Genomic DNA, 24,364 nt, shown 5'->3' with positions numbered 1-24,364 from the left:
GGGTCAGGCCGTCACCTTCGGCTTCAGCGCATGTAGATCGCCGGGGACGGCGTGTTGGCGGGAAGCTGGACCTCGGTGCGGGCGCCGTTGCGCTCGACGATGATCGAGCGGGGGCGGACTTCGGCGAGCTTCGCGCCGGACGTGACGTCCGCGCCGAGCGACACGGCACGCGGCGGTTCGCCGCCGACGCCGACGATCGCGGCGCCACCGTGGTCGAGCGCGAGGATGCCGAACAGGTGGATGTCCTGCACGGGATTCTTGTCGAGCTGACCGCCGAAGAGCGCCGCGGCGTCCTCGGTGCGGATCGGCAGCCGCGCGGCGGCGGCGGGCAGCGGCGCTTCGCGAGCCGACAGCGTGACGACCCAGTAGGTGGCCGTCGCGCACAAACCCGCGAAGAGGGCGAGGGAAAGGATCCGGATCGAGAGCGCGTTCATGCGCGCTATTGTACGGATGTATATGAAATTTGCGTTGGGTGAAAGCCCTCGGCAATGCGCGCCTTACAATGCGTGCTCCGCGCCCGTGGGTTCGGAAGCTTGCCGTCAGGCAATCGGCCGGTGCGCCGGGTGCGTCACTCAACCAACGACATTTTTTGGAAAGAGGTAGTCAGTCATGCAAACGTGGATCACTCGCCGCAACGCGGCCGTGCGTCGTCAGCGCGGTTTCACGCTGATCGAGATCATGGTGGTGGTCGCGATCCTCGGGATCCTGGCGGCACTGATCGTGCCGAAGATCATGAGCCGCCCGGACGAAGCGCGCCGCATCGCCGCCAAGCAGGACATCGGCACGATCATGCAGGGGCTCAAGCTGTACCGTCTCGACAACGGCCGCTACCCGACCCAGGAGCAGGGCCTGAACGCGCTGATCCAGAAGCCGACCACCGATCCGATCCCGAACAACTGGAAGGACGGCGGCTATCTCGAGCGCCTGCCGAACGATCCGTGGGGCAACGGCTACAAGTACCTGAACCCGGGCGTGCACGGCGAGATCGACGTGTTCAGCTACGGCGCCGACGGCAAGGAAGGCGGCGAAGGCAACGATTCCGACATCGGTTCGTGGCAATAAGGCTTCACTGACCGGCCCGACGCTTCGTTCCCGTTCTTCATGCTCGCCATTCGCACGACCTCCCGCTGCGGCCGCGATTGCCGTGCGCGTCGCGGCGCGGCTGCGTCCGTGCCGGCGCATGCCGACGGCGGGCAGGCGTGGCACGGTGCGCGGCGTCATCGCGCACGCGGCTTCACGCTGCTCGAAATGCTGGTCGTGCTCGTGATCGCGGGGCTGCTCGTGTCGCTCGCGTCGCTGTCGCTCACGCGCAATCCGCGCACCGATCTGCGCGAGGAAGCGCAGCGCATCGCGCTGCTGTTCGAGACCGCCGGCGACGAAGCGCAGGTGCGTGCCCGGCCGATCGCGTGGCAGCCGACCGCGCACGGCTTCCGGTTCGACGTGAGCTCGCCCGACGGCTGGCGCACGCTGCGTGACGACCTGCTGCGCCCGCGCGACTGGGACGGTGGCGTCACGGGCGCCGACATCGACTATCCGGGGTCCGACACGCATGCGAATCGTGTCGTGTTCGGCACCGAGAGCATCGACACGCCGGTACGCGTGACGCTGCATTCGGCCGCCGGCAGCGCGACGATCGTCGGCACCGGCAACGGCCGCTACGAGGTGCAATGACGATGCGTCGTCGCCTGCCCTTCCCCGTTGCTTCGTCGCGCCGCCATGCCTCGAAGGGGCTTCCTTCGAGCCGCGGTTTCACGATGATCGAGGTGCTGGTCGCGCTCGCGATCATCGCGGTCGCGCTCGCCGCGTCGATCCGCGCGGTCGGCACGATGGCGACCAATGCCTCCGACCTGCATCGCCGGCTGCTTGCCGGCTGGAGCGCCGACAACGCGCTCGCGCAGATGCGCCTCACGCATGCGTGGCCGGAGATCGGCGAACAGAGTTTCGACTGCTCGCAAGGCAACGTGCAGCTCGTCTGCACGCAGCGCGTGAGCACTACGCCCAACCCGGTGTTCCGGCGCGTCCGGATTTCGGTGAGCATGCCGGGGCGCACCGGCGTGCTCGCGCAGATGGTGACGGTGGTCGCGAATGAAACCAGCCGTCCGCTCTGACGCGCCGATGCGCCGCCCGCTCGCCCGCCCTGCCCGCGGCTTCACGCTGATCGAGCTGATGATCGCGATCGCGATCCTCGCGGTGGTCGCGATCCTCGCGTGGCGCGGGCTCGACCAGATCATGCGCGGGCGCGACAAGGTCGCGGCCGCGATGGAAGACGAGCGCGTGTTCGCGCAGATGTTCGACCAGATGCGCATCGACGCGCGGCTCGCCGCGACCGACGACGAGGCCGGCCAGCCGGCGATCGGCGTCGCCGGCAATACGCTGCAGATCGTCCGCGAACTCGAGGTGCCGGGCGCCGCGCCGCGGCTGCAGGTGGTCCGCTACCGGATCGCCGGCGGGCGCGTCGTGCGTTATGCGTCGCCGCCGATCGACGACGCGAACCGGTTGCGCAGCGTGCTGAAGGACAGCAGCGTCGAAGGCTGGAGCTGGGTCGCGCTGATGGGCGGTGTCGGCGCGATCGACGCGAAGCTGTACGTGCCGCGCGTGGGCTGGACCACCAACCTGCAGACGGCCAACGACGCGCTCGCGCAGAACAACGATGCGCTCAAGGTGCCGCAGATCGGCAACGCGCCGCCGACGCGCGCGGTGACGGGGCTGCAGGTCAGCATCGGCGCGACGTCGCTGCGCGTGCCGGTCACGCGCATCTTCCTCGTCGGGGAATGACGATGCGCGCGCGCCCTCATCGCTCATTGCTTGCCGCCCGTGCGGCCGGTCGCGCACCGGCACGCGGCCGCCAGCGCGGCGCGGCGATCATTACCGCGCTGCTGGTCGTCGCGCTGTCGGCGATCCTGGTCTCCGGGATGCTGTGGCGCCAGCAGGTGCAGATCCGCCGCATCGAGAATCAGCGCATGCTCGCGCAGGCGCAGTGGGTCGCACGCGGCGCGCTCGACTGGACGCGGATGATCCTGCGCTCCGAAGGCGACACGGCGCCCGGCATCACGTATCTCGGCGGCATCTGGGGCGTACCGATCGCGAAGACCAAGCTGTCGGATTTCCTCGGCCGGATCGGCGCGCCCAACGACACCGGCGGCGAAGACACCTATATCTCCGGCTCGATCGAGGACGCGCAGGCGAAGTTCAACCTGCGCAACCTGGTGGCGTCGCCGGCGCCCGGCGTGCTGCAGTTGAACGTCACGCAGGTCCAGGCGTTCCAGCGCCTGCTGACGACGCTCGGCTACGACGGCGCGTTCGCGAAGCGCATCGCGCTGCAGGTACGCGCGAGCCTGCTGAATTCGGCGACGCGTTTCCAGATGCCGACGCTGCCGGGGGGCGGCACGGCGCCGCCGGTCACCGCGCCGGTGACGACCGATCAGCAAGGCGGTGGCGGCTTCACCGACGATCCCGGCATGACGGGCGGCGATCGCGGGCCGGCGCCGCTGATGATGACGGGTGTCGACAGCCTGCTCGACGTCGACGGCGTGACGCCCGAGATGGTCGCGCGGCTGCGCCCGTTCGTCACCGTGCTGCCGACCACGACGCCTGTGAACATGAATACCGCGCCGGCCGAGGTGATCGCGGCGCTGATGCCGGGGATGAGCGTGTCGTCCGCGCAGGCGCTCGTGTCGCGCCGCGAGACCGTGTTTTTCCGCAACGTCGCCGACGTGCAGCTCGCGCTGCGCGGCGCCGGTGCACCGAACGTGACGCTCGACGCGAGCGTCGTCGACGTCAATTCGAGCTATTTCATCGTGCATGGCCGGATCCAGCACGATCGCGCGGAGGTCGATCGCACCTCGCTCGTGTATCGTGATCCGACCACGCATTCGACACGGGTCGTGCGCATCCGCGACCAGCTATAACGACGCCAATCGGGAGAGGAGCTCTTGTGAGCACGTTGATTGTTTCTTTGCCGCCGCGCGAGCCTGCCGTGCCGTTGCAGGAATGGCAGTGGCCCGAGCTGCCGTTCACGCTCGTCGACAAGGCCGGCCATGTGCAGCGCGCCGGCCGTGCCGCGCTCGCGCTGCTGCCGCGCGCGAATGCGACGGTGCTGATCGTCGCCGCGCGCGACGTGCTGCTGCTGGCCGCGACCGTGCCGCCGCTGAAGGGACCGAAGCTGCGCCAGGCGCTGCCCAACATCGTCGAGGATCAACTGATCCAGGATCCGCTCGGCTGCCATATCGCGCTCGATCCGGACGCGCTGCCCGACGGGCGCCGCGTGCTGGCCGTCGTCGATCGCGCATGGTTCCGCACGATCTGCGAAGCGTTCACGGCGGCCGGCCACCGGCACCTGAGCGCCGTGCCCGCGACCCGCTGCCTGCCGGCGCCGCACGCGTCCGCCGCACCCGCCGACAGCGAAGTCGATGCCGCCGCGGTTGCCGCCGACGCCGTCGAGGCGCCGCCGGCCCGCCCGGCGACGGTGGCCGCGGTGCTCGGCCTCGCGGCATCGGTCGAACCGGTGCTGGTCGAGGCGGGCGCGCAGCCGGTTGCGGCCGGTGCGCCGCGTCTCGAACTCGCGGTCGCGCGTGGCGCGCTCGGCGAAGGCTTCGCGGCGCCCGCGTCGCGTGCGGCCGGCACGCTGGCCGCACTGGCGGGCGGCGGCGACGTCGAACTTTACGAACTCGGCGAACCGGGCGCGGAGCCGCGGCTCGCGTCGGTCGGCCGCGCCGACGGCCCGCTGCTGCCGGGCGCCGCGCCGCTGTCGTTCGATGCGTTCGCGCGGCGCGCGCTGACCGAGAAGCTCGACCTGTGCCAGTTCGAATTCGAATCGCAGCCGTGGCGCTTCGACCGCGCGACGGTGAAGCGCCTGCGCGTGCCGCTCGCGCTCGTCGCGGCGACCCTCGGCGTGGCGGTGATCGGGATGAACCTGCACTGGTGGAAGCTGTCGCGCGAGCGCGATGCGCTGTCCGCACAGATCACCGAGACGCTGCTGTCCGCGTTCCCGAAGACGACGACGGTGCTCGATCCGCCCGCGCAGATGCAGCGCCAGCTCGACCAGTTGCGCCTGGCGGCCGGCGAGCTGTCGCCGAACGATTTCCTTGCGCTATCGAGCGGGCTGTCGCGTTCGATGGGCGCGCTGCCGCTGAACGGCATCGCGTCGCTCGACTATCACGACCGGAAGCTCGACGTCGGCTTCAAGCCGGAGGTCAAGGTCGATCCCGATTTCACGCAGCGCCTCGCGCGTAACGGACTGTCCGGCGAAGTCGACAGCAACACGGGCAAATGGACGATCCGGAGCCGCTCATGAAAACGGAACAACTGACCCAGACGCTGGCCCAGTTCTGGGGCGAGCGCTCCCAGCGCGAGAAGATGCTGCTCGGCTGGGGCGGCACCGTGCTGGCGGTCGCGATCGCATATTCGGTGCTGTGGTCGCCCGCGCAGGAAGGCCGCGCGCGGATCCAGCGCGAGCTGCCGACGATGCGCCGCGAGCTCGCGCAGATGACCGCGCAGGCGAACGAGGCGAAGTCGCTGACGGCTGCCGCGCAGGGCGTGGCACCGACCGGCCTCGCGCTGAAGGACGCGCTGACCGCGTCGCTGTCCGATCACGGGCTGCAGGGCGCGCAGGTGCAGATCGTCGGCAACGGCGTGCAGGTCCAGATGAAGAACGTGTCGTTCCCGGCGTGGACGCAGTGGCTCGACGATGCGCGCCGGCAGTTCAAGGTGCAGGTCGGCGAGGCGCATGCGACCGCGCTGAAGGACGACGGCCAGGTCGACCTGACGGCCGTGATGCAACCGTCTACGCAGAAATGACGCAGTTGGATGACGCAAGTGGCGGTCGGCCGATGAGGCCGGGGATCAAGCGGTTCGCCACCGCATTGCCGTGGGTACTGGCGGGTGGCTTGGCGACGGCGGTGACGCTCGTCGCGCTCGCACCGGCCGCGTGGATCGCACCGCAGTTCGCACGCGCGACCGGCGGGCACGTGAATCTCGTCGATCCCGACGGGTCGCTGTGGCACGGCTCCGGCACGCTGATGCTCGCGCCGGGCGCCGACCAGAGCGCGGCGACGCTGCTGCCGGGCCGGGTCGAATGGACCACGGGTTTCTGGCCGCTGCTGACCGGGCGCGTGCAGATGCGCATGCGGCAGACCGAGGCGATGCCCGATGCGGTCACGCTCGATGCGACGTGGCGCGGCGCGGTGCTGTCGGCGGGCACGATGGCCGTGCCCGCGTCGCTGCTCGCGGGGCTCGGCACGCCGTTCAACACGCTCGACCTGCAGGGCGACGTGCGGCTCGGCTGGAGCGACTGGCGCCTGATCGGCAACAACGCGTTCGGCCAGCTGACGGTGACGATCGACTCGATGAGTTCGCGCGTCTCGCGCGTGAAGCCGCTCGGTTCGTACCGCGCGGTGCTGCAGGCGAAGGGGGCCGGCGCCGACCTCGACCTGTCGACGACGCACGGCCCGCTGTTCCTCGACGGCCACGGCAACTTCGGCCCGGGCCAGGGATCGTTTCGCGGCACCGCGCATTCGTCGCCCGAACAGCAGGCGAACCTCGCGGGGCTGCTGAACCTGCTCGGCCACCCGATCGGGAACAACGAGGTATCGCTGATCTTCGGCGACGCGCAGCGCTGACGCGCGCGTCGCCCTTCCCTTCCTACTTCTGCGCGAGCGGCGCGGCAACCGACGGTGCGGTGGCCGCGGGCGCGGCCGCACCGGACGCCGGCACGGGTGCCGGTGCCGCCATGTCGCCGTTCTCGCGCGCCATCTCCGCTACGTTCCAGCCGCCGCCGAGCGCCTTCACAAGCCCGACCGACGACGTCATCCGCTGCCCGGAGATCGTCGCGAGCTTCTGCTGCGCGGTGAACGCGGTGGTTTGCGCGGTCAGCACGTTCAGGTAGGCGACCGTGCCGGCCTTGTACTGGTTCGTGACGATCGCGAGCGAATGCTCGGCGCTGTCGACCGCCTGCCGCTGCACGTCGATTTCCTGCGCGAGGATGCGCTGCGACGCGAGGTTGTCCTCGACGTCCTGGAACGCGGTGAGCACCGCGAGGCGGTACGCGGCGACATCCTGGTCGTAGGTCGCGCGCGCGGCGTCGGTCTGCGCGGCGCGCAGCCCGGCGTCGAACAGCGTGGCCGCGAGCTGCGGGCCGACCGTCCAGAAGCGCGCCGGCAGCGTGAACAGCTGCGACCACACCGAGCTCTGGAAGCCGCCGGTGGCCGACAGCGTGAGGGTCGGGAAGAACGCGGCGATCGCGACGCCGATCTGCTCGTTCGCGGCGGCCGCACGGCGCTCGGCCGCGGCGATGTCGGGCCGGCGCTCGAGGATCGCGGACGGCACGTCGACCGGCGTGATCGGTGGCTCGGCCGTGAGCGGATTCGGCGGCAGCGAGAAGGTCGATGCCGGCTCGCCGATCAGCGTCGCGATCGCGTGCTCGTACTGCGCGCGCGCGACGCCGTTGTCGATCGACGCGGCCTGCGCGCTCTGCAGTTGCGTCTGCGCCTGGATCACGTCCGCGCGCGCGGCGACGCCCTGCGCGTACTGGTTCTGCGTGAGTTTCAGCGACTGTTCGTACGACTTCACGGTGTCGTCGAGCAGCTTCTGCAGCGCATCGGACGTGCGCAGCTGGAAATAGGTCTGCGCGAGCAGCGCCTGCTGCGACAGCCGCGCATTCGCGAGATCGGCCGCGGCGGCCGCTTCGCCGGCACGCTGCGCGCTGACGGTACGGCTCACCTTGCCCCACAGGTCGGGTTCCCAGCTCGCGTCGAGGCCGATGCTGTAGCTGTTGTTGATCGAGCCGGTCGAACCGCTGCCGAAACTCGACGATGAACCCGACGACACCGACGTGCGCGGCGTGCGGGCGCGCGAACCCGATGCGGTCAGCCCGACGGTCGGGAAATACGCGGCCCGCGCCTCGGTGACGAGCGCGCGCGCCTGCCGGTACGCGGCGGCCGATTGCGCGATGGTCTGGTTCGATGCGTTGAGCTTGCCGATCAGCGCATCGAGCTGCGGATCGTTGTAGACCGACCACCACGCGCCGCGGTCGGTGCGGTCGGCGGGCTGCGCGACCTTCCAGCCGGCCGGCGCTTCCTTGTACGCGGCGGGGATCGACGTGTCGGGCCGGTGATAGTCGGGCCCGACGGCGCAGCCGGCGAGCAGCACGGCCGTCGCAACGGCGACGGCGGCGCTCAGCGGGCGAAGGGCGCGCGGGAGGGTGGCGTACGGCATGGTGATTTTCCTGTCTGGGCGCGACGGCCGGCGAGCGGCGTCGCGCGATGCGGTCGTCGTGCCGCTGGCGGACAAATGGTAACTGACGGCGGGAAAGCTGCGCAGCCCCAAGGGTACGGTGCGCGGCGACAGGAATGTGTTACCGGCACGAGCGGCCGGTTTACCGGCCATTACGGCCAGCGGGCGGGAAGACGGGCGTGCGACGCCGGCCGTGCGGGGCGCGGCCGGCGCTCAGTCGGAGCAGTCAGGAAGGCGGGAGACGCGCGATGTCAGTGGCAGCGCGCGGGCAGCGGGAGCGGTTCGGCGGCGGACCGCCATGTCGACGGCTCCGTCGCGGCCGGTTGGCCCGTGCGGCGAGCGCCGTCTTTCGCGTTGCGCTGCCGGCGATGATCGAACCATGCGAACCCGAGCGCCGCGAGCGAGCCGCCTGGCACCACCAGCATCGTCACGTACAGCGCGATCTTCCAGCCGCGGTGCGGCCCGGAAAACGCATGATGAGCGGTATCGGTCAGGTTGCGGCGCAGCGCGCCGGCGGCATTTTTCAGGAACAGCATCGCGAACATCCTCGGGGTGCCCGCAGCGCGGGCGCATCGGTCAGAACATAGTCTCCGGCAGTGCAACATGCACGTCGTAACTGGTTGCCTCAAATAATATTGACTAAGCAATCAATTTTCAAGATACTGGGCGCGTTTAAATCTGAAACGCACTATTGCTGCGCGCGCAATCGCATGACCGGCGGCCTCTACGATCCCGAGAACATCGCGCTGGAAACCAGCCTCGGCTATTACCTGTCGAAGGCGAAGCAGGCGCTCGTCGAGCGGATGGACCGTGCGCTCGAGCCGCTCGACCTCACCGCGCAGCAGATCGGCGTGATCCTGCTGTTGTCGCGCGGCTACGCGCGCACGCCGTTCGAACTGTCCCGCAAGATGTCGTATGACAGCGGCTCGATGACGCGGATGCTCGACCGGCTCGAACGCAAGGGGCTGGTCGCACGCTCGCGCAGCGAGCAGGACCGCCGGATGATCGAGCTGACGCTGACCGAACGCGGCGCCGACGCCGCCCGGGCGCTGCCGTCGCTGATCGCGACTGCGCTCAACGCGCAGCTCGACGGTTTCTCGGCTGACGAGCTCGCGACGCTCACCGGCCTGCTGCAACGCTTCATCGCCAACGGGCCCGGCTCGACCGGTTGCCCGACACCCGACGAAGAGGCGGACGGCTGATGTGCGCGGAGGCCCCATGTCTAGGTTAAGCGTTCGCTTATTTATCTGTCTGGGCAGAAGATGACAGGGCACGCGCTCCCCTTTTCCGTTGATCCGTTCCACCCGGCCGGGCTGCGCTGCGGCGCACACCCGTGCGTTGTGCCGGCGCGTCGCGCGCGCCGCGTCTAGGAGATTTCGATGTCCGCCACCACGGCATCTGCCGCCTCGCCGGCCGCTTCGCCCGCACCGCTGTCAGGCGGTGCACTCGCGCTGCTCACCGTCGGGCTCGCGCTCGGCACCTTCATGGAAGTGCTCGACACGTCGATCGCGAACGTCGCGGTGCCGACCATCTCGGGCAGCCTCGGCGTCGCGACGAGCGAAGGCACCTGGGTGATCTCGTCGTACTCGGTGGCGTCCGCAATCGCGGTGCCGCTCACCGGCTGGCTCGCGCGGCGGGTCGGCGAGGTGCGCCTGTTCACGCTGTCGGTGCTCGCGTTCACGGTCGCGTCGGCGCTGTGCGGCCTCGCGACCAACTTCGAGACGCTGATCGCGTTCCGGCTGCTGCAGGGCCTCGTGTCGGGGCCGATGGTGCCGCTGTCGCAGACGATCCTGATGCGCAGCTACCCGCCCGCGAAGCGCGGGCTCGCGCTCGGGCTATGGGCGATGACGGTGATCGTCGCACCGATCTTCGGCCCGTTGCTGGGCGGCTGGATCAGCGACAACTACACGTGGCCGTGGATCTTCTACATCAACCTGCCGATCGGCATCTTCTCGGCGACCTGCGCGTATTTCCTGCTGCGCGGCCGCGAGACGAAGACGTCGAAGCAGCGGATCGACGCAATCGGCCTCGCGCTGCTCGTGATCGGCGTGTCGTGCCTGCAGATGATGCTCGACCTCGGCAAGGACCGCGACTGGTTCAACTCGACGTTCATCGTCGCGCTGGCGCTGATCGCGGTCGTGTCGCTCGCGTTCATGCTCGTGTGGGAGGCGACCGAGAAGGAGCCGGTGGTCGACCTGTCGCTCTTCAAGGATCGAAACTTCGCGCTCGGCGCGATGATCATCTCGTTCGGCTTCATGGCGTTCTTCGGCTCGGTCGTGATCTTCCCGCTGTGGCTGCAGACGGTGATGGGCTACACGGCCGGCAAGGCCGGCCTCGCGACCGCGCCGGTCGGGCTGCTCGCGCTCGTGCTGTCGCCGCTGATCGGCCGCAACATGCACCGGCTCGACCTGCGGATGGTCGCGAGCTTCGCGTTCATCGTGTTCGCCGGCGTGTCGATCTGGAACTCGACGTTTACGCTCGACGTGCCGTTCAACCATGTGATCCTGCCGCGTCTCGTGCAGGGGATCGGCGTCGCGTGCTTCTTCGTGCCGATGACGACAATCACGCTGTCGAGCATCCCCGACGAGCGGCTCGCAAGTGCATCGGGGCTGTCGAACTTCCTGCGCACGCTGTCCGGCGCGATCGGCACCGCGGCCAGCTCGACGTTCTGGGAGAACGACGCGATCTACCACCACGCGCGGCTGTCGGAATCGGTGAGCGTGTATGCGCAGAGCACGACCGACTACCAGGGCGCGCTGTCGCAGCTCGGCATCGTCGGCCAGACGGCCAATGCGCAGCTCAACCAGCTCGTCACGCAGCAGGGCTTCATGATGGCGACCAACGACTTCTTCCTGCTGTCGGCGTTCATGTTCGGCGCGCTCGCGTTGCTCGTGTGGGTCACGAAGCCGAGGAAGGGTGCGGGGCCGGCGATGGGGCATTGAAAGCGGCGTGACTGTCGGCTGGCGCTGGGGCGTCTTGCGGGCGCGCTCGCCTTCTCGCATCTTCAAACTAAACTAAGCCGACGTGATTGTTTCAATTCGGCCGATTTCGAGGGTGCGATGCAGACTGACGACATGGGTGAAGCAAAGACGAACTTGCCGCAGTTGGTCGACAAAGCAGTCGACACTGGTGAGCCGTTTGTGATTGCCAAAGCTGGCAAGCCGCTCGTCAGGGTCGTACCGATCGACATGCCGAAGCCAGTGTCACCAAGCCGGATCGGCTTCATGAAGGGGCAGATTCGCGTCCCGGGTGACTTCGATTCAATGGGACGCGATACGATTTCGAAGCTTTTCGAGGGCGGCGAGTAAAGCTGTCGATCCAGCGCGTCCGATTGCGCGCTGCGCCTCACTCCCTCGCCCGCAACCCGCCAAACGCCAGATCGTCGCCGGGTGCGATCGGCAGCGTCGCCCGCGCCACTTCCAGCCACGCGCGCGCCGCGTGCGACAGATACCCCTTCTTCAGCCAGCCGAGCGCGATCGCCCACGTGATCTCCGGCTCGACGATCGGCCGGCACGTGAACTGGCCCGCGTCGAGCCGCCGGCAATACGGCTCGGGCAGCAGCGCGATGCCGACCCCCGCATGCACGAGCGCGGCCATGAAATCCCAGTGGCCGCTGCGGCTCACGATCGACGGCGTGAAACCGACCTGCCGGCACGCGTCCAGCACCGCGTCGTGCAGCGCGAGGCTTTCCGCGTAGAACACGAACGACTCGCGCGCGAGATCCCCGAGCGGCACCGCTGCATGCTCCTCCCAGCGCGACTCGCGTGGCGCGACGAGCCACAGCGGCGCGCGCACCATCGGCAGCCGCTCGAAGGTGCCGGGATCGACCGGCTCCAGCAGCCCGCCCAGCTCCAGCTCGCCCGACGTCAGCGCGGCCTCGATCATCCGCGCGCCCTGCTCGAACAGCTTCAGCTCGATGTTCGGATAGCGCTGCTTGTACGCGGCGATGATCGGCGTGAACAGCGAGCCGCCGAGCGGCGGGATCCCGATCGTCAGCTCGCCGCGCCCGAGCGTGCCGAGATCGTTCAGCTCCGACTGCAACTGCGCCTGCGCGGCGAGCACGTCCTGGCCGCGCTGGAACACGATCCGCCCCGCGTCGGTCAGCACCATCTGCCGGCCGTCGCGCAGCAGCAGCGGCGAGCCGATCTCGTCCTCGAGCGCCTTCACCATCTTGCTGATGGTCGGCTGGGTCACGAACAGCTTGTCGGCGGCCGCCGTGAAACTCTGCTGGCGAACCACCTCGACGAAGTACCGCAGCGCGCGCAATTCCATCGATGACTCCCCAAATTGGTGCGGCGATCTGAATGAATTCCGAATTGGAATGACAAGGATAGAGACAAGTCATTTTATTTATGGTTAGGGGAAACCCTATACTCCCACCATCAACGGAATATCTGTAGGGAGCCTGCCATGACCAAGCCGACCGCCGCACTCGCCGCCCGCCCCGCTGCTTCGGGCAGCATGGCGCACACGGGCCGGATCGCGCTGCAGGCCGCCGCGCTCGGCGTGCTGTGGATGGCGGTCGACTGGGCCGTGCGCAAGGTCGGGCTGCCGATTCCGTCCGGCGTGATCGGCCTCGCGGTGCTCCTGGTGCTGCTGTTCTCGGGTCGCGTCGCGCCCGCGTGGGTGAAGGACGGCGCGAACTGGCTGCTGTCCGACATGCTGCTGTTCTTCGTGCCGGCCGCCGTCGCGGCCGTGCAGTACGGCGGGCTGTTCCGCGAGGACGGCTGGCGCATCGCGCTGGTGATGCTCGCCGGCACCGCGTTCGTGATGGTCGCGGTGGCCGTCGCGGTCGACCTCGCCGCGAAGCTCGAGCGCCGGCTCGCCGCGCAGCGCGTGTTCGCCGAACGTCGCCGCGCGCGCCTGAGCGCCGTGTCCGCCCACTGAGCCGGAGCCTGCCATGCTTGCCGCATTGTCGAACCTGTCCGCCGACCAGGCGAACACCGCGATCTCGTTCGGCTGCTTCGTGCTGACGGTCGTGCTGTACTTCGCGTCGAAGCGGCTCTACGCGTACAAGAAGACGCTGCTGTTCTCGCCGCTCGTGTTCGTGCCGGGCGTGCTGGTGCTGCTCGTCCTGCTGACCGGCATCCCGTATTCGGTCTACTTCCGCGACACGCGCTGGCTGATGTGGCTGCTCGGCCCGGCGACGATCGCGTTCGCGGTGCCGATCTACGACTATCGCGACCTGATCCGCCGCCACTGGCTGTCGCTGTCGGTCGGCGTCGCGGTCGGGATCGGCGCGGGCGTGTGCGGGTCGCTGCTGCTCGCGAAGCTGCTGCACCTGTCCCCCGACCTGCAGCGCTCGCTGATGACGCGCTCGGTGTCGACGCCGTTCGCACTTGCGGTGTCGGACAAGATCCACGCGCCGAAGGATCTCACCGCGCTGTTCGTGATCGCGACCGGCATCTGCGGGATGCTGCTCGGCGAGCTGGTGCTCGCGCTGGTGCCGATGCGCACGCGGCTGGCGCGCGGCGCGCTGTTCGGCGCGGCCGCCCACGGCGTGGGCACCGCGAAGGCGCGCGAGATCGGCAGCGAGGAAGGTGTCGTGTCGAGCCTGACGATGATGATCGCGGGCGTCGCGATGGTGCTGATCGCGCCGCTCCTGACGCTGCTGCCGATCTGACCGGGCGGCCGACGCCTGCCACGCGCCGGTTTGGCCCGATCGTGCCTGCCGCCTTCGGCGCGGCAGACCCAGTGCGGCGGAAACGGCGCCACCTCCCGGCCCCGCCTGCTCCTCCGTCCGCCAGCCCGGCGGACTTTCCGTACCCGGCATGGCCGCCTTCTCCCGGCCAGGCCCGCTTCAGCCGCCAGCCCGGCGGCCCTTTCCGCCCCCACTTACCCTGCATCCGGCCGACACCCGGCCGACAATCGGCTGAGATAGCCGCAAATCCCCCCTCTTTTCCACCCATCGGGCTCGGCCCGGATGCCGAACAATGCATGCTACGAGACATCACGCACGCATTCACATGGCCTCCACGACCGCAAACCCGACCGCCGACAAGCCGGCTTCATCCGGCAAGTTCAAGCGCATCGCGCTCATCGCCGTCATCGCGCTGGGCGCGGCGGCCGCCGCAGCCGGCGGCATGTACGTGTTCCTGAGCAAGGAAGGCGTCGGCCATGCGAGCACGCCCGCCGAGCCGGCACCGCTGGCGGCGCCGGTGTTCTTCCCGCTCGACCCGCTGACCGTGAACCTGCAGTCCGACGACGGCGCGCAGCACTACCTGCGCGTCGGCCTGTCGCTGAAGCTCACCGACCCGAAGGCGCAGGAGCAACTGACCGCGCGGATGCCGGAGATCCGCAGCCGGATCCTGCTCGCGCTGTCGAACAAGCATCCCGAGGAACTCGCGACGCCGGACGGCAAACGTTCGCTTGCGAAGGAACTGCGGGACCTGATCGAGCAGCCGACGCAGCCGGGCAACCAGCGCGCGAAGGTCGACGACGTGCTGTTCACCGAGTTCGTCGTCCAGTAACGCGGCCGCGAAAGGAGCGCGTATGGGTCACCAGGAGTTCATGTCCCAGGAGGAGGTCGATGCCCTCCTCAAGGGCGTCACGGGCGAAACCGATGCAGTCGACGAACAGCGCGACACATCGGGCGTCCGCCCCTACAACATCGCGACGCAGGAGCGGATCGTCCGCGGCCGGATGCCCGGCCTCGAGATCATCAACGACCGCTTTGCGCGCCTGCTGCGGATCGGCATCTTCAACTTCATGCGGCGCACGGCGGAAATCTCCGTCAGCCAGGTGAAGGTGCTGAAGTACAGCGAGTTCACCCGCAACCTGCCGATCCCGACGAACCTGAACCTCGTGCACGTGAAGCCGCTGCGCGGCACGTCGCTGTTCGTGTTCGACCCGAACCTCGTGTTCTTCGTCGTCGACAACCTGTTCGGCGGCGACGGGCGCTTTCACACGCGCGTCGAGGGCCGCGATTTCACGGCCACCGAGCAGCGGATCATCGGCAAGCTGCTGAACCTCGTGTTCGAGCACTACACGACCGCGTGGAAGAGCGTGCGGCCGCTGCAGTTCGAATTCGTGCGCTCGGAAATGCACACGCAGTTCGCGAACGTCGCGACGCCGAACGAGATCGTCATCGTCACGCAGTTCTCGATCGAGTTCGGGCCGACGGGCGGCACGCTGCACATCTGCATGCCGTACTCGATGATCGAGCCGATCCGCGACGTGCTCAGCTCGCCGATCCAGGGCGAGGCGCTCGAAGTCGACCGCCGCTGGGTGCGCGTGCTGTCGCAGCAGGTGCAGGCCGCCGAAGTCGAGCTGACCGCGAACCTCGCCGAGATCTCGTCGACCTTCGAGAAGATCCTGAACCTGCGCGCGGGCGACGTGCTGCCGCTGGAAATCGAGGACACGATCACTGCCAAGGTCGACGGCGTGCCGGTGATGGAATGCGGCTACGGAATTTTCAATGGTCAATATGCGTTGCGCGTGCAGAAGATGATCAGCGCGGGCGATTCGATGAAGGAAGGTGGATATGAGTGAGCTGAACCAGACGCCCGAGGACGACGCACAAGCGATGGCCGACGCGGCCCTCGCGGCATCGGCCGCCGCGCAGGCGGCACCGGCCGCGGCGGAAGAAGATCCGGGCATGGACGACTGGGCGGCCGCGCTGGCCGAGCAGAACCAGCAGCCGGTGCAGGCGGGCGCGACGGGCGCCGGCGTGTTCCAGCCGCTGTCGAAGGCCGCGGCGACCTCGACGCACAACGACATCGAGATGATCCTCGACATCCCGGTCAAGATGACCGTGGAGCTCGGCCGCACGAAGATCGCGATCCGCAACCTGCTGCAGCTCGCGCAAGGCTCGGTCGTCGAACTCGACGGCCTCGCCGGCGAGCCGATGGACGTGCTCGTGAACGGCTGCCTGATCGCGCAGGGCGAGGTCGTGGTCGTCAACGACAAGTTCGGCATCCGCCTGACCGACATCATCACGCCGGCCGAACGCATCCGGAAGCTGAACCGGTGAACGCAGCAAAGCCCGGCCGCCGCGTGCGCGTCGCAAGCGTGGCAGCGGCTGCCGCGGCCATTGCGGCGTCGCTTGCCTGCACACCGGCCGGCGCCGCCGACATGAACGCGGTGAACAACGCCGGGTCGATCGCATCGAGCGTGATGGTCGGCTCCGCCGCGCCGTCGCTCGGCTTCGGCGCGGTGCTGCAGACGCTGGTCGGGCTCGCGGTCGTGATCGGTCTCGTATTCGCGTGCGCATGGCTCGCGCGCCGCTTCGGCTTTCAGCACGCCCGCCGCGGCGGCCCGCTGAAGGTCGTGTCGAGCGTCGCGGTCGGCGCGAAGGAAAGCGCGACGATCGTCGAGATCGGCGACACCTGGCTCGTGCTCGGCGTCGCGCCGGGCAACGTGCGACTGCTGCACACGCTGCCGGCCGGTTCGGCAGCGGCTCACGCGACGACGGCTTCGGCCGACGCGCCCGCCGGCGCCGCCCCGTCCGAAGGCGGCCTGCCCGGCACGTTCGGCTCGCGGTTTCGCGACGCGCTCGCGGGCGAAGCCGCGAAGCGCCTCGGTCGCGGCAAGGACCGCTGACATGGCGCCGCGCCCTTTTTCCGACCCCGCATTCCGATGAAACACGCCTTCCTGCATCGCGCGGCGCGCTTCGCGCCCGTGCTGATCCTCTGCCTCGCCCCCGCGCTCGCGTATGCGCAGGCGAACGGCCTGCCCGCGTTCAACGCGAGCCCGGGCCCGCACGGCGGCACCACCTATTCGCTGAGCGTGCAGACGATGCTGCTGCTCACGATGCTGTCGTTCCTGCCGGCGATGATGCTGATGATGACGAGCTTCACGCGCATCATCATCGTGCTGTCGCTGCTGCGCCAGGCGCTCGGCACCGCGACGACGCCGCCGAACCAGGTGCTCGTCGGCCTCGCGATGTTCCTCACCTTCTTCGTGATGTCGCCGGTGCTCGACCGTGCGTACAACGATGGCTACAAGCCGTTCTCCGACGGCTCGATGCCGATGGAGCAGGCGGTGCAGCGCGGCGTCGCGCCGTTCAAGACCTTCATGCTGAAGCAGACCCGCGAGACCGATCTCGCGCTGTTCGCAAAGATCTCGAAGGCCGCGCCGATGCAGGGGCCTGAAGACGTGCCGCTGTCGCTGCTGGTGCCCGCGTTCGTCACGAGCGAGCTGAAGACCGGCTTCCAGATCGGCTTCACGGTGTTCATCCCGTTCCTGATCATCGACATGGTCGTCGCGAGCGTGCTGATGTCGATGGGGATGATGATGGTGTCGCCATCCACCGTGTCGCTGCCGTTCAAGCTGATGCTGTTCGTGCTGGTCGACGGCTGGCAGCTGCTGATCGGCTCGCTCGCGCAGAGCTTTACGTAAGCGGCGGAGGAAACGCGCGATGACGCCCGAACAAGTGATGACCCTGGCGCACCAGGCGATGATGGTCGGCCTGCTGCTGGCCGCCCCGCTGCTGCTGGTCGCGCTCGCGGTCGGCCTCGTCGTGAGCCTGTTCCAGGCCGCGACGCAGATCAACGAGGCGACGCTGTCGTTCATCCCGAAGCTGCTCGCGGTCGCCGCGACGCTCGTGATCGCCGGCCCGTGGATGCTGACGACGATGCTCGACTACCTGCGGCAGACGCTGCTGCACGTCGCGACGCTCGGCGTCGGCTGAGCCGCGCGCACCACCCGGCGGCGATGTTCTCGGTTACCTACGCGCAGCTCAACGGCTGGCTCACGGCGTTCCTGTGGCCGTTCGTGCGGATGCTCGCGCTCGTCGCGACCGCACCGGTCGTGGGCCACGCGGCGGTGCCCATCCGCGTGAAGATCGGCCTCGCCGCGTTCATGGCGCTGGTCGTCGCGCCCACGCTCGGCGCGATGCCGGACGTCACCGTATTCTCCGCGCAGGGCATCTGGATCGTCGTCACGCAGTTCCTGATCGGCGTCGCGATGGGCTTCACGATGCAGATCGTGTTCGCGGCCGTCGAGGCGGCCGGCGACTTCATCGGGCTGTCGATGGGGCTCGGCTTCGCCACCTTCTTCGATCCGCACACGAGCGGCGCGACGCCCGTGATGGGCCGCTTCCTGAACGCGGTCGCGATGCTCGCGTTCCTCGCGGTGGACGGCCATCTGCAGGTGTTCGCCGCGCTCACCGCGTCGTTCCAGTCGCTGCCGGTGTCGGCCGACCTGCTGCACGCGCCCGGCTGGCGCACGCTCGCCGCGTTCGGCACGACCGTGTTCGAGATGGGGCTGCTGCTCGCGCTGCCGGTGGTCGCGGCGCTCTTGATCGCGAACCTCGCGCTCGGCATCCTGAACCGCGCGGCGCCGCAGATCGGCGTGTTCCAGGTCGGCTTTCCCGTCACGATGCTCGTCGGGCTGTTGCTCGTGCAACTGATGATCCCGAACCTCGTGCCGTTCGTGTCGCACCTGTTCGACATGGGGCTCGACGCGATCGGCCGCGTGCTGACCGGCTGGCGCTGAGCGCCTCCCGCCCCCTGTCCCCCGTTTTCCGCCTGTTCCGGCCCTGCGTTGCTGGAAAACCCCTAAAGGAATCGCCCGCCCGCGAAAGGTAGCGGAAGGTTTCGCCTCCCTATACTCGTCGTGACGATGCAGCAAGCATCGCGCCATACGAATACAACGAACGGAGACGACCCGATGCGACCCATCCTGCGCACCCTCGCCGTTGCAGCCAGCCTGAGCTGCGCGCTTGCCGCTCACCCCGCTTTCGCCGACGACGGCGGCAAGATCACGATCATGGTCGGCGGGATTGCGAAGCTGATCTACCTGCCCGCGCGGCTCACGCAGGAACTCGGCTACTTCAAGGCCGAAGGGCTCGACGTCGAGCTGCTGTCGCAGCCGGCCGGCGTCGACGCGGAGAACGAGCTGCTCGCGGGCGCCGTGCAGGGCGTGGTCGGCTTCTACGACCACACGATCGACCTGCAGAGCAAGGGCAAGGACGTGAAGGCGATCGCCGTGTTCGGCCAGGTGCCGGGCGAAGTCGAGATGGTGTCGACCAAGGCCGCGCCGACCTTCAAGTCGATGGCCGACTCGAAGGGCAAGACGCTCGGCGTGACGGGCCTTGGCTCGTCGACCAGCTTCCTCACCCAATACCTCGCGCTGCAGCACGGCGTGCCGTCGACGCAGTACACGATGCTGCCGGTCGGCGCCGACGCGAGCTTCATCGCCGCGATCAAGCAGGGCCGTATCGACGCCGGGATGACGACCGAACCGACCGTGTCCGCGCTCGAGAAGATGGGCGACGCGAAGGTGCTGGTCGACATGCGCACCGTCGACGGCACGCGTGCGGCGCTCGGCGGCACCTACCCGGCCGCGAGCCTGTACGTGCAGTCGGCCTGGGCCGATTCGCACAAGGCGCAGGCCACCAAGCTCGCGCACGCGTTCGCGAAGACGATGCAGTTCATCCACACGCACAGCGCCGACGAAATCGCCGCGAAGATGCCGGCCGACTACCAGAAGGACAAGGCGCTGTACGTGAGCGCGCTGAAGGCGTCGCTGCCGATGTACACCGCCGACGGCAAGATGCCGGCCGACGGCCCGGCGACCGTGCTGAAGGTGCTGTCGGCGTTCAACCCGTCGGTGAAGGGCAAGCATATCGACCTGGCGCGCACCTTCACGAACGATTTCGTGAACGCGAAGTAAGCGATCCCGGTAGCGGCGCCGGCGGCGGCGATCCCGCCGCCGAGCGTTCCCCCGTTCCGGCCCGGTTGACCGGCCCGGCGTCGTCACGATGCGACGCCCTCCTCACCCGCAGGACGAATGCGATGAACCAGGCAGTCTCCCCGAGCACACCGGCGATCGAGTTTCGCAACGTGTCGTGCCGCTTCATCTCGCCGGAAGGCAAGGCCACCGTCGCGCTGCGCGACTTCAGCATGAGCGTCGCGCGCGGCGAGTTCATCGCGATCGTCGGGCCGACCGGCTGCGGCAAGTCGACCACGCTGAACATGATCACCGGGCTGCTCAAGCCCGTGTCGGGCGAGGTGCGCGTGATGGGCCGCCCGGTCGACGGGATCGATCCGCGCATCGGCTTCGTGTTCCAGGCCGACGCCGTGTTCCCGTGGCGCAACGTGATCGACAACGTCGCGGCGGGCCCGCTGTTTCGCGGCCGCTCGAAGGACGTCGCGTACGCGCAGGCCGAGGAATGGATCCGCAAGGTCGGCCTCGACAAGTTCACGAAGCACTACCCGCACCAGCTTTCCGGCGGGATGAGGAAGCGCGTCGCGCTCGCGCAGACCTTCATCAACCAGCCGGAAATCCTGCTGATGGACGAGCCGTTCTCCGCGCTCGACATGCAGACGCGCACGCTGATGCAGGACGAGCTGCTGCAGCTCTGGTCCGCGAACAAGGGCTCGGTCGTGTTCGTCACGCACGATCTGGAAGAGGCGATCGCCCTCGCCGACCGCGTGTTCGTGCTGACGGCGCGGCCAGCCACGCTCAAGCGCGTGTACGAGATCGACCTGCCGCGCCCGCGCGTCACGTCGGAGATCCGCTACGACACGCGCTTCATCGAAATTTCCAAGGACATCTGGCACGACCTGCGCGAAGAAGTGCAGATCGGCTGACGCATACGCTCAAGGCAAGAACAGCAAGGACAGGAGCATGACCGACATGACGCTTCCCACCACCGCCATTCCGGCGACGACGCTCGAGGACGACGAGCGCGCCGCGCAACGCCGGCTGCGCCGCCGGCGCAACCTGATCGTCACGCTGCGGATCGCCGTGCTGGTGATCGTGCTCGGCGGGTGGGAACTCGCCGCACGCCTCAAGTGGATCGATCCGTTCTTCTTCTCGATGCCGTCGCTGATCTTCGACCAGATCCAGGACTGGTTCGTGAACGGCACGTCGCAGGGCCCGCTGCTCACGCAGGTGTGGGTCACGCTCGAGGAAACCGGCATCGGCTTCGTGATCGGCTCGGTTGCCGGCGTGATCTGCGGGATCGTGCTCGGTCGCAACAAGCTGATGGCCGACGTGTTCGGCCTGTACATCCAGATCGCGAACTCGATTCCGCGCGTCGTGCTCGGCTCGATTTTCGTGATCGCGCTGGGCCTCGGGATGGCGTCGAAGATCGCGCTGGCCGTCGTGATGGTGTTCTTCGTCGTGTTCGGCAACGCGTTCCAGGGCGTGCGCGAAGCCGACCGCTACCTGATCGCGAACGCGCAGATCCTCGGTGCGTCGCGCCGGCAGATCACCACGGCGGTCGTGATCCCGTCCGCGCTGAGCTGGATTCTCGCCAGCCTGCACGTGAGCTTCGGCTTCGCGTTGGTCGGTGCGGTCGTCGGCGAATTCCTGGGTTCCAAGCAGGGCATCGGTTTGCTAATCTCCACCGCCCAGGGCGCGTTCAACGCGAGCGGCGTGTTCGCGGCGATGATCGTGCTGGCCGTGGTCGCGCTGGCCGCCGACTACCTGCTGACGTGGCTCGAGAAGCGGCTGCTGAAGTGGCGCCCCGCGGCGTTCTGAACGCCGCAGACGGACGCCTGACATGACACTCCCGACCGCGCCGGCGCTCCCGGCGCGGTTCGGCATTTCGGAGAAGGAGCGCAACAGGATGGCGCACAGCCTGCGCGGACGGCTGCTGTGGTGGCTGCTGCTGCCGCTCGCGGTGTTCATGCTGATCGCGGGCGCGATGTCGTACGACACCGCGCGGACCACGGCCGCGCTCGTGCAGGACAGCGCACTCGTCGCGTCCGCGCGCACGATCGGCGAGGACATCGAATGGCGCAACGGGCTGCCGGTCGCCGACGTGCCGCCGGCCGCGCTGGAGATTTTCGAATCGCCATCGCGCGATTCGGTGTTCTACAAGGTGATCGACGGCCACGACCGCCTGCTCGCGGGCACGCCGGCGCTCGACGTGCCCGCGCGGCACGGCATCGAGCCGACGCTGTACGACACGTCGCTCGACGGCGTGCCGTTGCGCGCGGTGGCCTACGATCGCCAGCTGTACGACGAGGGGCACGTCGAGACGGTCACGGTGGTCGTCGCGAAGACGACGCGCTCGCACCGCGCGATGGTCGCGACGATCTGGCGGCCGCAGCTCGTGCGCCTGTCGCTGATGCTGATGCTCGCGATGGGGCTCGTGTATCTCGGCCTCACCTTCGAGATGCGGCCGCTGATGCAGCTGAAGGACGACGTGGCCGACCGCGGGCCGATGGAGCTGGAGCCGATCCGCCCCGAGCGGCTGCAGCACGAACTGCGGCCGATCGTCGACGCGATCAACCAGTGCATCGCGCGGCTCAATACGCACACGGCCACGCAGCGCCGCTTCATCGCGGATGCCGCGCACCAGCTACGCACGCCGATCGCGGTGCTCGACACGCAGATCCAGTACGCGCAGCGGCGCGGGCACGACGATCCCGAGCTCGCATCGGTGCTCGACAGCATGCAGCGCAGCAGCCGCAAGATGGCCGACGTGACCGACAAGCTGCTGCTGCTCGCGCATGCGGAGGCGACGCCGTCGACGCTGCTGAATCATCGCGTCGATCTCGCGGCCGTGGTGTCGAGCGTGCTCGAGGAAACGATCGTGCTCGCGCAGCGGCGCGACATCGACCTCGGCGCCGATCTCGGCGAGCGGCTCGACGTCGCGGGCAGCGACAGCCTGCTGACCGCGCTGGTGATGAACCTCGTCGACAACGCGGTGCGCTACACGCAGCCGGGCGGCTGCGTGACGGTGGCCGCCCGCCGCGACGGCGACGCGATCGTGCTCGACGTGGTCGACAACGGCCCGGGTATCCCGGCCGAAGCAAGGCCGCATGTATTCAAGCGGTTCTACCGCGTGTCGGCCGATACCGAGGGCTCGGGCCTCGGGCTCGCGATCGTCCGCGAGATCGCGCAGGCGCACGGCGGCAGCGTGTCGCTCGCGCCGGGGGCCGGCAATCGCGGTATCGTCGTGACCGTGCGGCTGCCCGCCTACGATTAGGGGCTGTTTCCATATGGAACGCACATGCGAATGCCCGAAATCGCCCGTAGGGCAAGAAGTGAGGAGCGCCGTTTGGCCGCGCCAAACAAGCGACGAGCGACGCCGCCATACGGGCGATTTCGGGCATTCCCGTGGAATGAATTTTAAATTTGGGGTTGCCACGAGAACGGCCGCTCGCCGCGTTGCGCTCCTTGCGAATACGTCAGTATTCGCGGCGTCACGCGCCTCGCGAGCGGCCGTTCTCGTGGCAACGCATGCGCGTTCCATATGGAAACAGCCCCTAGAGAAGTCGCCATGAAACTCCTGCTGGTCGAAGACAACGCCGAACTCGCGCACTGGATCGTGAACCTGCTGCGCGGCGAGGATTTCGCGGTCGATTCCGTCGGCGACGGCGAACGCGCCGATACGGTGCTGAAGACCGAACGCTACGACGCGGTGCTGCTCGACATGCGCCTGCCCGGCATCAGCGGCAAGGAGGTGCTCGCGCGGCTGCGGCGCCGCAACGACAACGTGCCGGTGCTGATGCTGACCGCGCACGGCTCGGTCGACGACAAGGTCGACTGCTTCGGCGCGGGCGCCGACGATTACGTCGTGAAGCCGTTCGAATCGCGCGAGCTGGTCGCCCGGATTCGCGCGCTGATCCGCCGGCAGGCCGGTGTCGGCACGACCCAGCTCGTGTGCGGCGATCTCGTCTATGCGTTCGGCACGCGCGAATTCCGCTGCGGCGAAACGGTGCTCGCGCTGCGCCGCCGCGAGCACGCGATCCTCGAAACGCTGATGCTGCAGCAGAACAAGACGGTGTCGAAGGCGCGGCTGATGGACAGCGTGTTCGCGCTCGACGACGAGCCGAGCGCCGACGCGATCGACATCTACATCCACCGGCTGCGCAAGCATCTTGCGGGCAGCACGGCCGAGATCATCACGCTGCGCGGGCTGGGCTACATCCTGCGCATGAAGAGCACGCAGGACTGACAAGCGCCTTTGCGCGCCCTGAATATCGATTCGTAGCACGAAACGTCATCGACGCATGCCGGCGCCCCCGGCTTGCCTGCTTCCGCCCGCCTGCCCGATCCGTGATTGTTGCGCGTTCGGTGTTTTCACCGATCCGATTCTTGCGTCCGGGAAAGCGTCGTGAAGGATTGCACCCTCTACGATGCTACGCGTCGGCCCTCTCGCTGTGGCCGGCAAGAGTCGGCATACATTACGTACTGCCAACGACCAGATTTCAATGCGGCAGCTCGGAGGAGA

Annotated in this window: 29 protein-coding genes; 25 read left to right on the top strand and 4 right to left on the bottom strand. The window is 68.5% G+C overall.

Annotated elements, in window-relative coordinates; all coding sequences use genetic code 11:
• Nucleotides 1–23 precede the first annotated feature (23 nt).
• Nucleotides 24–434 carry a type II secretion system protein N gene (locus tag ACN8ZM_RS00360; protein ID WP_043184833.1) on the bottom strand — a complete coding sequence of 137 codons (411 nt, stop codon included), beginning with the start codon at nt 432–434 and terminating at the stop codon, nt 24–26.
• A 175-nt stretch (nt 435–609) separates the two neighbouring features.
• Between ACN8ZM_RS00360 and gspG the strand changes: the two genes are divergently transcribed.
• Genes gspG through ACN8ZM_RS00320 form a run of 8 tightly spaced genes read left to right on the top strand, consistent with a single transcriptional unit; the run spans nt 610 to nt 6,617 of the window.
• Nucleotides 610–1,062, top strand: coding sequence for a type II secretion system major pseudopilin GspG (gspG, locus tag ACN8ZM_RS00355; protein WP_043184832.1), 453 nt, complete (start codon nt 610–612; stop codon nt 1,060–1,062).
• A 39-nt stretch (nt 1,063–1,101) separates the two neighbouring features.
• Nucleotides 1,102–1,671, top strand: coding sequence for a GspH/FimT family pseudopilin (locus ACN8ZM_RS00350; protein ID WP_043184831.1), 570 nt, complete (start codon nt 1,102–1,104; stop codon nt 1,669–1,671).
• 2 nt (nt 1,672–1,673) lie between these two features.
• The gene (gene gspI, locus ACN8ZM_RS00345) at nt 1,674–2,108 is read left to right on the top strand and encodes a type II secretion system minor pseudopilin GspI (protein ID WP_420210963.1); all 435 of its coding nucleotides are present in this window, start codon (nt 1,674–1,676) and stop codon (nt 2,106–2,108) included.
• A 7-nt stretch (nt 2,109–2,115) separates the two neighbouring features.
• Nucleotides 2,116–2,775 (top strand): PulJ/GspJ family protein, encoded by a 660-nt coding sequence (locus ACN8ZM_RS00340; protein WP_420210962.1) that lies wholly within the window; start codon nt 2,116–2,118, stop codon nt 2,773–2,775.
• A gap of 2 nt (nt 2,776–2,777) precedes the next feature.
• Complete coding sequence (gene gspK, locus ACN8ZM_RS00335) at nt 2,778–3,908, top strand: type II secretion system minor pseudopilin GspK (protein ID WP_420210378.1); 1,131 nt, start codon at nt 2,778–2,780, stop codon at nt 3,906–3,908.
• 26 nt (nt 3,909–3,934) lie between these two features.
• Complete coding sequence (gene gspL, locus ACN8ZM_RS00330; RefSeq protein WP_420210377.1) at nt 3,935–5,293, top strand: type II secretion system protein GspL; 1,359 nt, start codon at nt 3,935–3,937, stop codon at nt 5,291–5,293.
• Nucleotides 5,290–5,796 carry a type II secretion system protein GspM gene (gene gspM, locus ACN8ZM_RS00325; RefSeq protein ID WP_420210376.1) on the top strand — a complete coding sequence of 169 codons (507 nt, stop codon included), beginning with the start codon at nt 5,290–5,292 and terminating at the stop codon, nt 5,794–5,796. Before gspL ends, gspM begins: the two co-directional genes overlap by 4 nt.
• Before the next feature lie 32 nt (nt 5,797–5,828).
• On the top strand, nt 5,829–6,617 hold the full coding sequence (locus tag ACN8ZM_RS00320) for a type II secretion system protein N (protein ID WP_089449625.1): 789 nt from the start codon (nt 5,829–5,831) through the stop codon (nt 6,615–6,617).
• Nucleotides 6,618–6,639: 22 nt separating this feature from the next.
• Here the strand turns inward: ACN8ZM_RS00320 and ACN8ZM_RS00315 are convergent, their stop codons facing one another.
• Together ACN8ZM_RS00315 and ACN8ZM_RS00310 are read right to left on the bottom strand one after the other, a co-directional pair.
• Nucleotides 6,640–8,211, bottom strand: a complete 1,572-nt coding sequence (locus ACN8ZM_RS00315) for an efflux transporter outer membrane subunit (RefSeq protein ID WP_205823607.1) — start codon at nt 8,209–8,211, stop codon at nt 6,640–6,642.
• A 269-nt stretch (nt 8,212–8,480) separates the two neighbouring features.
• Complete coding sequence (locus tag ACN8ZM_RS00310; protein ID WP_011350474.1) at nt 8,481–8,765, bottom strand: multidrug ABC transporter ATPase; 285 nt, start codon at nt 8,763–8,765, stop codon at nt 8,481–8,483.
• Nucleotides 8,766–8,939: 174 nt separating this feature from the next.
• Between ACN8ZM_RS00310 and ACN8ZM_RS00305 the strand changes: the two genes are divergently transcribed.
• The 3 genes from ACN8ZM_RS00305 (at nt 8,940) to ACN8ZM_RS00295 (ending at nt 11,537) form a co-directional block, all read left to right on the top strand.
• On the top strand, nt 8,940–9,431 hold the full coding sequence (locus tag ACN8ZM_RS00305; protein WP_043184825.1) for a MarR family winged helix-turn-helix transcriptional regulator: 492 nt from the start codon (nt 8,940–8,942) through the stop codon (nt 9,429–9,431).
• A gap of 177 nt (nt 9,432–9,608) precedes the next feature.
• Nucleotides 9,609–11,171, top strand: coding sequence for a DHA2 family efflux MFS transporter permease subunit (locus ACN8ZM_RS00300; RefSeq protein ID WP_043184824.1), 1,563 nt, complete (start codon nt 9,609–9,611; stop codon nt 11,169–11,171).
• Between the two features lie 117 nt (nt 11,172–11,288).
• Nucleotides 11,289–11,537: a type II toxin-antitoxin system Phd/YefM family antitoxin gene (locus ACN8ZM_RS00295; protein WP_043184823.1), complete on the top strand. Its 249-nt coding sequence runs from the start codon at nt 11,289–11,291 to the stop codon at nt 11,535–11,537.
• Between the two features lie 37 nt (nt 11,538–11,574).
• Here ACN8ZM_RS00295 and ACN8ZM_RS00290 read toward each other — a convergent pair whose 3' ends face one another.
• Nucleotides 11,575–12,501 carry a LysR family transcriptional regulator gene (locus ACN8ZM_RS00290; protein ID WP_205823604.1) on the bottom strand — a complete coding sequence of 309 codons (927 nt, stop codon included), beginning with the start codon at nt 12,499–12,501 and terminating at the stop codon, nt 11,575–11,577.
• 138 nt (nt 12,502–12,639) lie between these two features.
• Between ACN8ZM_RS00290 and ACN8ZM_RS00285 the strand changes: the two genes are divergently transcribed.
• The 14 genes from ACN8ZM_RS00285 (at nt 12,640) to ACN8ZM_RS00220 (ending at nt 24,088) form a co-directional block, all read left to right on the top strand.
• Nucleotides 12,640–13,116: a CidA/LrgA family protein gene (locus ACN8ZM_RS00285; protein WP_043184821.1), complete on the top strand. Its 477-nt coding sequence runs from the start codon at nt 12,640–12,642 to the stop codon at nt 13,114–13,116.
• Between the two features lie 13 nt (nt 13,117–13,129).
• Complete coding sequence (locus tag ACN8ZM_RS00280) at nt 13,130–13,852, top strand: LrgB family protein (RefSeq protein WP_043184819.1); 723 nt, start codon at nt 13,130–13,132, stop codon at nt 13,850–13,852.
• Nucleotides 13,853–14,162: 310 nt separating this feature from the next.
• On the top strand, nt 14,163–14,699 hold the full coding sequence (gene fliL / locus ACN8ZM_RS00275) for a flagellar basal body-associated protein FliL (RefSeq protein ID WP_143330941.1): 537 nt from the start codon (nt 14,163–14,165) through the stop codon (nt 14,697–14,699).
• A gap of 22 nt (nt 14,700–14,721) precedes the next feature.
• On the top strand, nt 14,722–15,720 hold the full coding sequence (fliM, locus tag ACN8ZM_RS00270) for a flagellar motor switch protein FliM (protein ID WP_043184817.1): 999 nt from the start codon (nt 14,722–14,724) through the stop codon (nt 15,718–15,720).
• Entirely contained in the window at nt 15,713–16,201 is a 489-nt protein-coding gene (gene fliN, locus ACN8ZM_RS00265; protein WP_043184816.1) for a flagellar motor switch protein FliN, read from the top strand. Before fliM ends, fliN begins: the two co-directional genes overlap by 8 nt.
• Nucleotides 16,198–16,770: a flagellar biosynthetic protein FliO gene (fliO, locus tag ACN8ZM_RS00260; RefSeq protein ID WP_420210375.1), complete on the top strand. Its 573-nt coding sequence runs from the start codon at nt 16,198–16,200 to the stop codon at nt 16,768–16,770. The genes fliN and fliO overlap by 4 nt, the downstream gene beginning before the upstream one ends.
• A 36-nt stretch (nt 16,771–16,806) precedes the next feature.
• Nucleotides 16,807–17,568, top strand: coding sequence for a flagellar type III secretion system pore protein FliP (fliP, locus tag ACN8ZM_RS00255; protein WP_043184813.1), 762 nt, complete (start codon nt 16,807–16,809; stop codon nt 17,566–17,568).
• Nucleotides 17,569–17,587: 19 nt separating this feature from the next.
• Nucleotides 17,588–17,860 carry a flagellar biosynthesis protein FliQ gene (fliQ, locus tag ACN8ZM_RS00250; RefSeq protein WP_006491272.1) on the top strand — a complete coding sequence of 91 codons (273 nt, stop codon included), beginning with the start codon at nt 17,588–17,590 and terminating at the stop codon, nt 17,858–17,860.
• Nucleotides 17,861–17,883: 23 nt separating this feature from the next.
• The gene (fliR, locus tag ACN8ZM_RS00245) at nt 17,884–18,666 is read left to right on the top strand and encodes a flagellar biosynthetic protein FliR (RefSeq protein ID WP_043184812.1); all 783 of its coding nucleotides are present in this window, start codon (nt 17,884–17,886) and stop codon (nt 18,664–18,666) included.
• Nucleotides 18,667–18,840: 174 nt separating this feature from the next.
• Nucleotides 18,841–19,845 carry an ABC transporter substrate-binding protein gene (locus tag ACN8ZM_RS00240; protein WP_420210374.1) on the top strand — a complete coding sequence of 335 codons (1,005 nt, stop codon included), beginning with the start codon at nt 18,841–18,843 and terminating at the stop codon, nt 19,843–19,845.
• 122 nt (nt 19,846–19,967) lie between these two features.
• Nucleotides 19,968–20,765 carry an ABC transporter ATP-binding protein gene (locus ACN8ZM_RS00235; protein ID WP_043184810.1) on the top strand — a complete coding sequence of 266 codons (798 nt, stop codon included), beginning with the start codon at nt 19,968–19,970 and terminating at the stop codon, nt 20,763–20,765.
• A gap of 46 nt (nt 20,766–20,811) precedes the next feature.
• Complete coding sequence (locus ACN8ZM_RS00230; protein WP_043185210.1) at nt 20,812–21,660, top strand: ABC transporter permease; 849 nt, start codon at nt 20,812–20,814, stop codon at nt 21,658–21,660.
• 88 nt (nt 21,661–21,748) lie between these two features.
• Nucleotides 21,749–23,116: a sensor histidine kinase gene (locus ACN8ZM_RS00225; protein WP_043185207.1), complete on the top strand. Its 1,368-nt coding sequence runs from the start codon at nt 21,749–21,751 to the stop codon at nt 23,114–23,116.
• Nucleotides 23,117–23,410: 294 nt separating this feature from the next.
• Nucleotides 23,411–24,088, top strand: a complete 678-nt coding sequence (locus ACN8ZM_RS00220; RefSeq protein ID WP_041492705.1) for a response regulator — start codon at nt 23,411–23,413, stop codon at nt 24,086–24,088.
• Nucleotides 24,089–24,364: the final 276 nt, after the last annotated feature.

Origin of the sequence: Burkholderia aenigmatica (assembly GCF_048627025.1) — a bacterium.
GTDB lineage: Bacteria > Pseudomonadota > Gammaproteobacteria > Burkholderiales > Burkholderiaceae > Burkholderia > Burkholderia aenigmatica.
Note: the sequence above shows the minus strand (reverse complement) of the source record. Positions and strands in the feature narration are given on the sequence as shown.

What these genes read in the sequence shown, in the direction of transcription:
- fliL (WP_143330941.1), top strand. Translation starts at nt 14,163, where the DNA reads ATGCATGCTACGAGACATCACGCACGCATTCACATGGCCTCCACGACC.
- ACN8ZM_RS00350 (WP_043184831.1), top strand. Translation starts at nt 1,102, where the DNA reads ATGCTCGCCATTCGCACGACCTCCCGCTGCGGCCGCGATTGCCGTGCG.
- ACN8ZM_RS00240 (WP_420210374.1), top strand. Translation starts at nt 18,841, where the DNA reads ATGCGACCCATCCTGCGCACCCTCGCCGTTGCAGCCAGCCTGAGCTGC.
- ACN8ZM_RS00310 (WP_011350474.1), bottom strand. Translation starts at nt 8,765, where the DNA reads ATGCTGTTCCTGAAAAATGCCGCCGGCGCGCTGCGCCGCAACCTGACC.
- ACN8ZM_RS00220 (WP_041492705.1), top strand. Translation starts at nt 23,411, where the DNA reads ATGAAACTCCTGCTGGTCGAAGACAACGCCGAACTCGCGCACTGGATC.
- gspK (WP_420210378.1), top strand. Translation starts at nt 2,778, where the DNA reads ATGCGCGCGCGCCCTCATCGCTCATTGCTTGCCGCCCGTGCGGCCGGT.
- ACN8ZM_RS00300 (WP_043184824.1), top strand. Translation starts at nt 9,609, where the DNA reads ATGTCCGCCACCACGGCATCTGCCGCCTCGCCGGCCGCTTCGCCCGCA.
- fliR (WP_043184812.1), top strand. Translation starts at nt 17,884, where the DNA reads ATGTTCTCGGTTACCTACGCGCAGCTCAACGGCTGGCTCACGGCGTTC.
- fliQ (WP_006491272.1), top strand. Translation starts at nt 17,588, where the DNA reads ATGACGCCCGAACAAGTGATGACCCTGGCGCACCAGGCGATGATGGTC.
- ACN8ZM_RS00235 (WP_043184810.1), top strand. Translation starts at nt 19,968, where the DNA reads ATGAACCAGGCAGTCTCCCCGAGCACACCGGCGATCGAGTTTCGCAAC.
- gspM (WP_420210376.1), top strand. Translation starts at nt 5,290, where the DNA reads ATGAAAACGGAACAACTGACCCAGACGCTGGCCCAGTTCTGGGGCGAG.
- gspI (WP_420210963.1), top strand. Translation starts at nt 1,674, where the DNA reads ATGCGTCGTCGCCTGCCCTTCCCCGTTGCTTCGTCGCGCCGCCATGCC.
- ACN8ZM_RS00280 (WP_043184819.1), top strand. Translation starts at nt 13,130, where the DNA reads ATGCTTGCCGCATTGTCGAACCTGTCCGCCGACCAGGCGAACACCGCG.
- ACN8ZM_RS00305 (WP_043184825.1), top strand. Translation starts at nt 8,940, where the DNA reads ATGACCGGCGGCCTCTACGATCCCGAGAACATCGCGCTGGAAACCAGC.
- gspG (WP_043184832.1), top strand. Translation starts at nt 610, where the DNA reads ATGCAAACGTGGATCACTCGCCGCAACGCGGCCGTGCGTCGTCAGCGC.
- ACN8ZM_RS00225 (WP_043185207.1), top strand. Translation starts at nt 21,749, where the DNA reads ATGGCGCACAGCCTGCGCGGACGGCTGCTGTGGTGGCTGCTGCTGCCG.
- ACN8ZM_RS00295 (WP_043184823.1), top strand. Translation starts at nt 11,289, where the DNA reads ATGCAGACTGACGACATGGGTGAAGCAAAGACGAACTTGCCGCAGTTG.
- ACN8ZM_RS00290 (WP_205823604.1), bottom strand. Translation starts at nt 12,501, where the DNA reads ATGGAATTGCGCGCGCTGCGGTACTTCGTCGAGGTGGTTCGCCAGCAG.
- fliN (WP_043184816.1), top strand. Translation starts at nt 15,713, where the DNA reads ATGAGTGAGCTGAACCAGACGCCCGAGGACGACGCACAAGCGATGGCC.
- ACN8ZM_RS00230 (WP_043185210.1), top strand. Translation starts at nt 20,812, where the DNA reads ATGACGCTTCCCACCACCGCCATTCCGGCGACGACGCTCGAGGACGAC.
- ACN8ZM_RS00340 (WP_420210962.1), top strand. Translation starts at nt 2,116, where the DNA reads ATGCGCCGCCCGCTCGCCCGCCCTGCCCGCGGCTTCACGCTGATCGAG.
- ACN8ZM_RS00285 (WP_043184821.1), top strand. Translation starts at nt 12,640, where the DNA reads ATGACCAAGCCGACCGCCGCACTCGCCGCCCGCCCCGCTGCTTCGGGC.
- fliP (WP_043184813.1), top strand. Translation starts at nt 16,807, where the DNA reads ATGAAACACGCCTTCCTGCATCGCGCGGCGCGCTTCGCGCCCGTGCTG.
- ACN8ZM_RS00320 (WP_089449625.1), top strand. Translation starts at nt 5,829, where the DNA reads ATGAGGCCGGGGATCAAGCGGTTCGCCACCGCATTGCCGTGGGTACTG.
- ACN8ZM_RS00315 (WP_205823607.1), bottom strand. Translation starts at nt 8,211, where the DNA reads ATGCCGTACGCCACCCTCCCGCGCGCCCTTCGCCCGCTGAGCGCCGCC.
- fliM (WP_043184817.1), top strand. Translation starts at nt 14,722, where the DNA reads ATGGGTCACCAGGAGTTCATGTCCCAGGAGGAGGTCGATGCCCTCCTC.
- ACN8ZM_RS00360 (WP_043184833.1), bottom strand. Translation starts at nt 434, where the DNA reads ATGAACGCGCTCTCGATCCGGATCCTTTCCCTCGCCCTCTTCGCGGGT.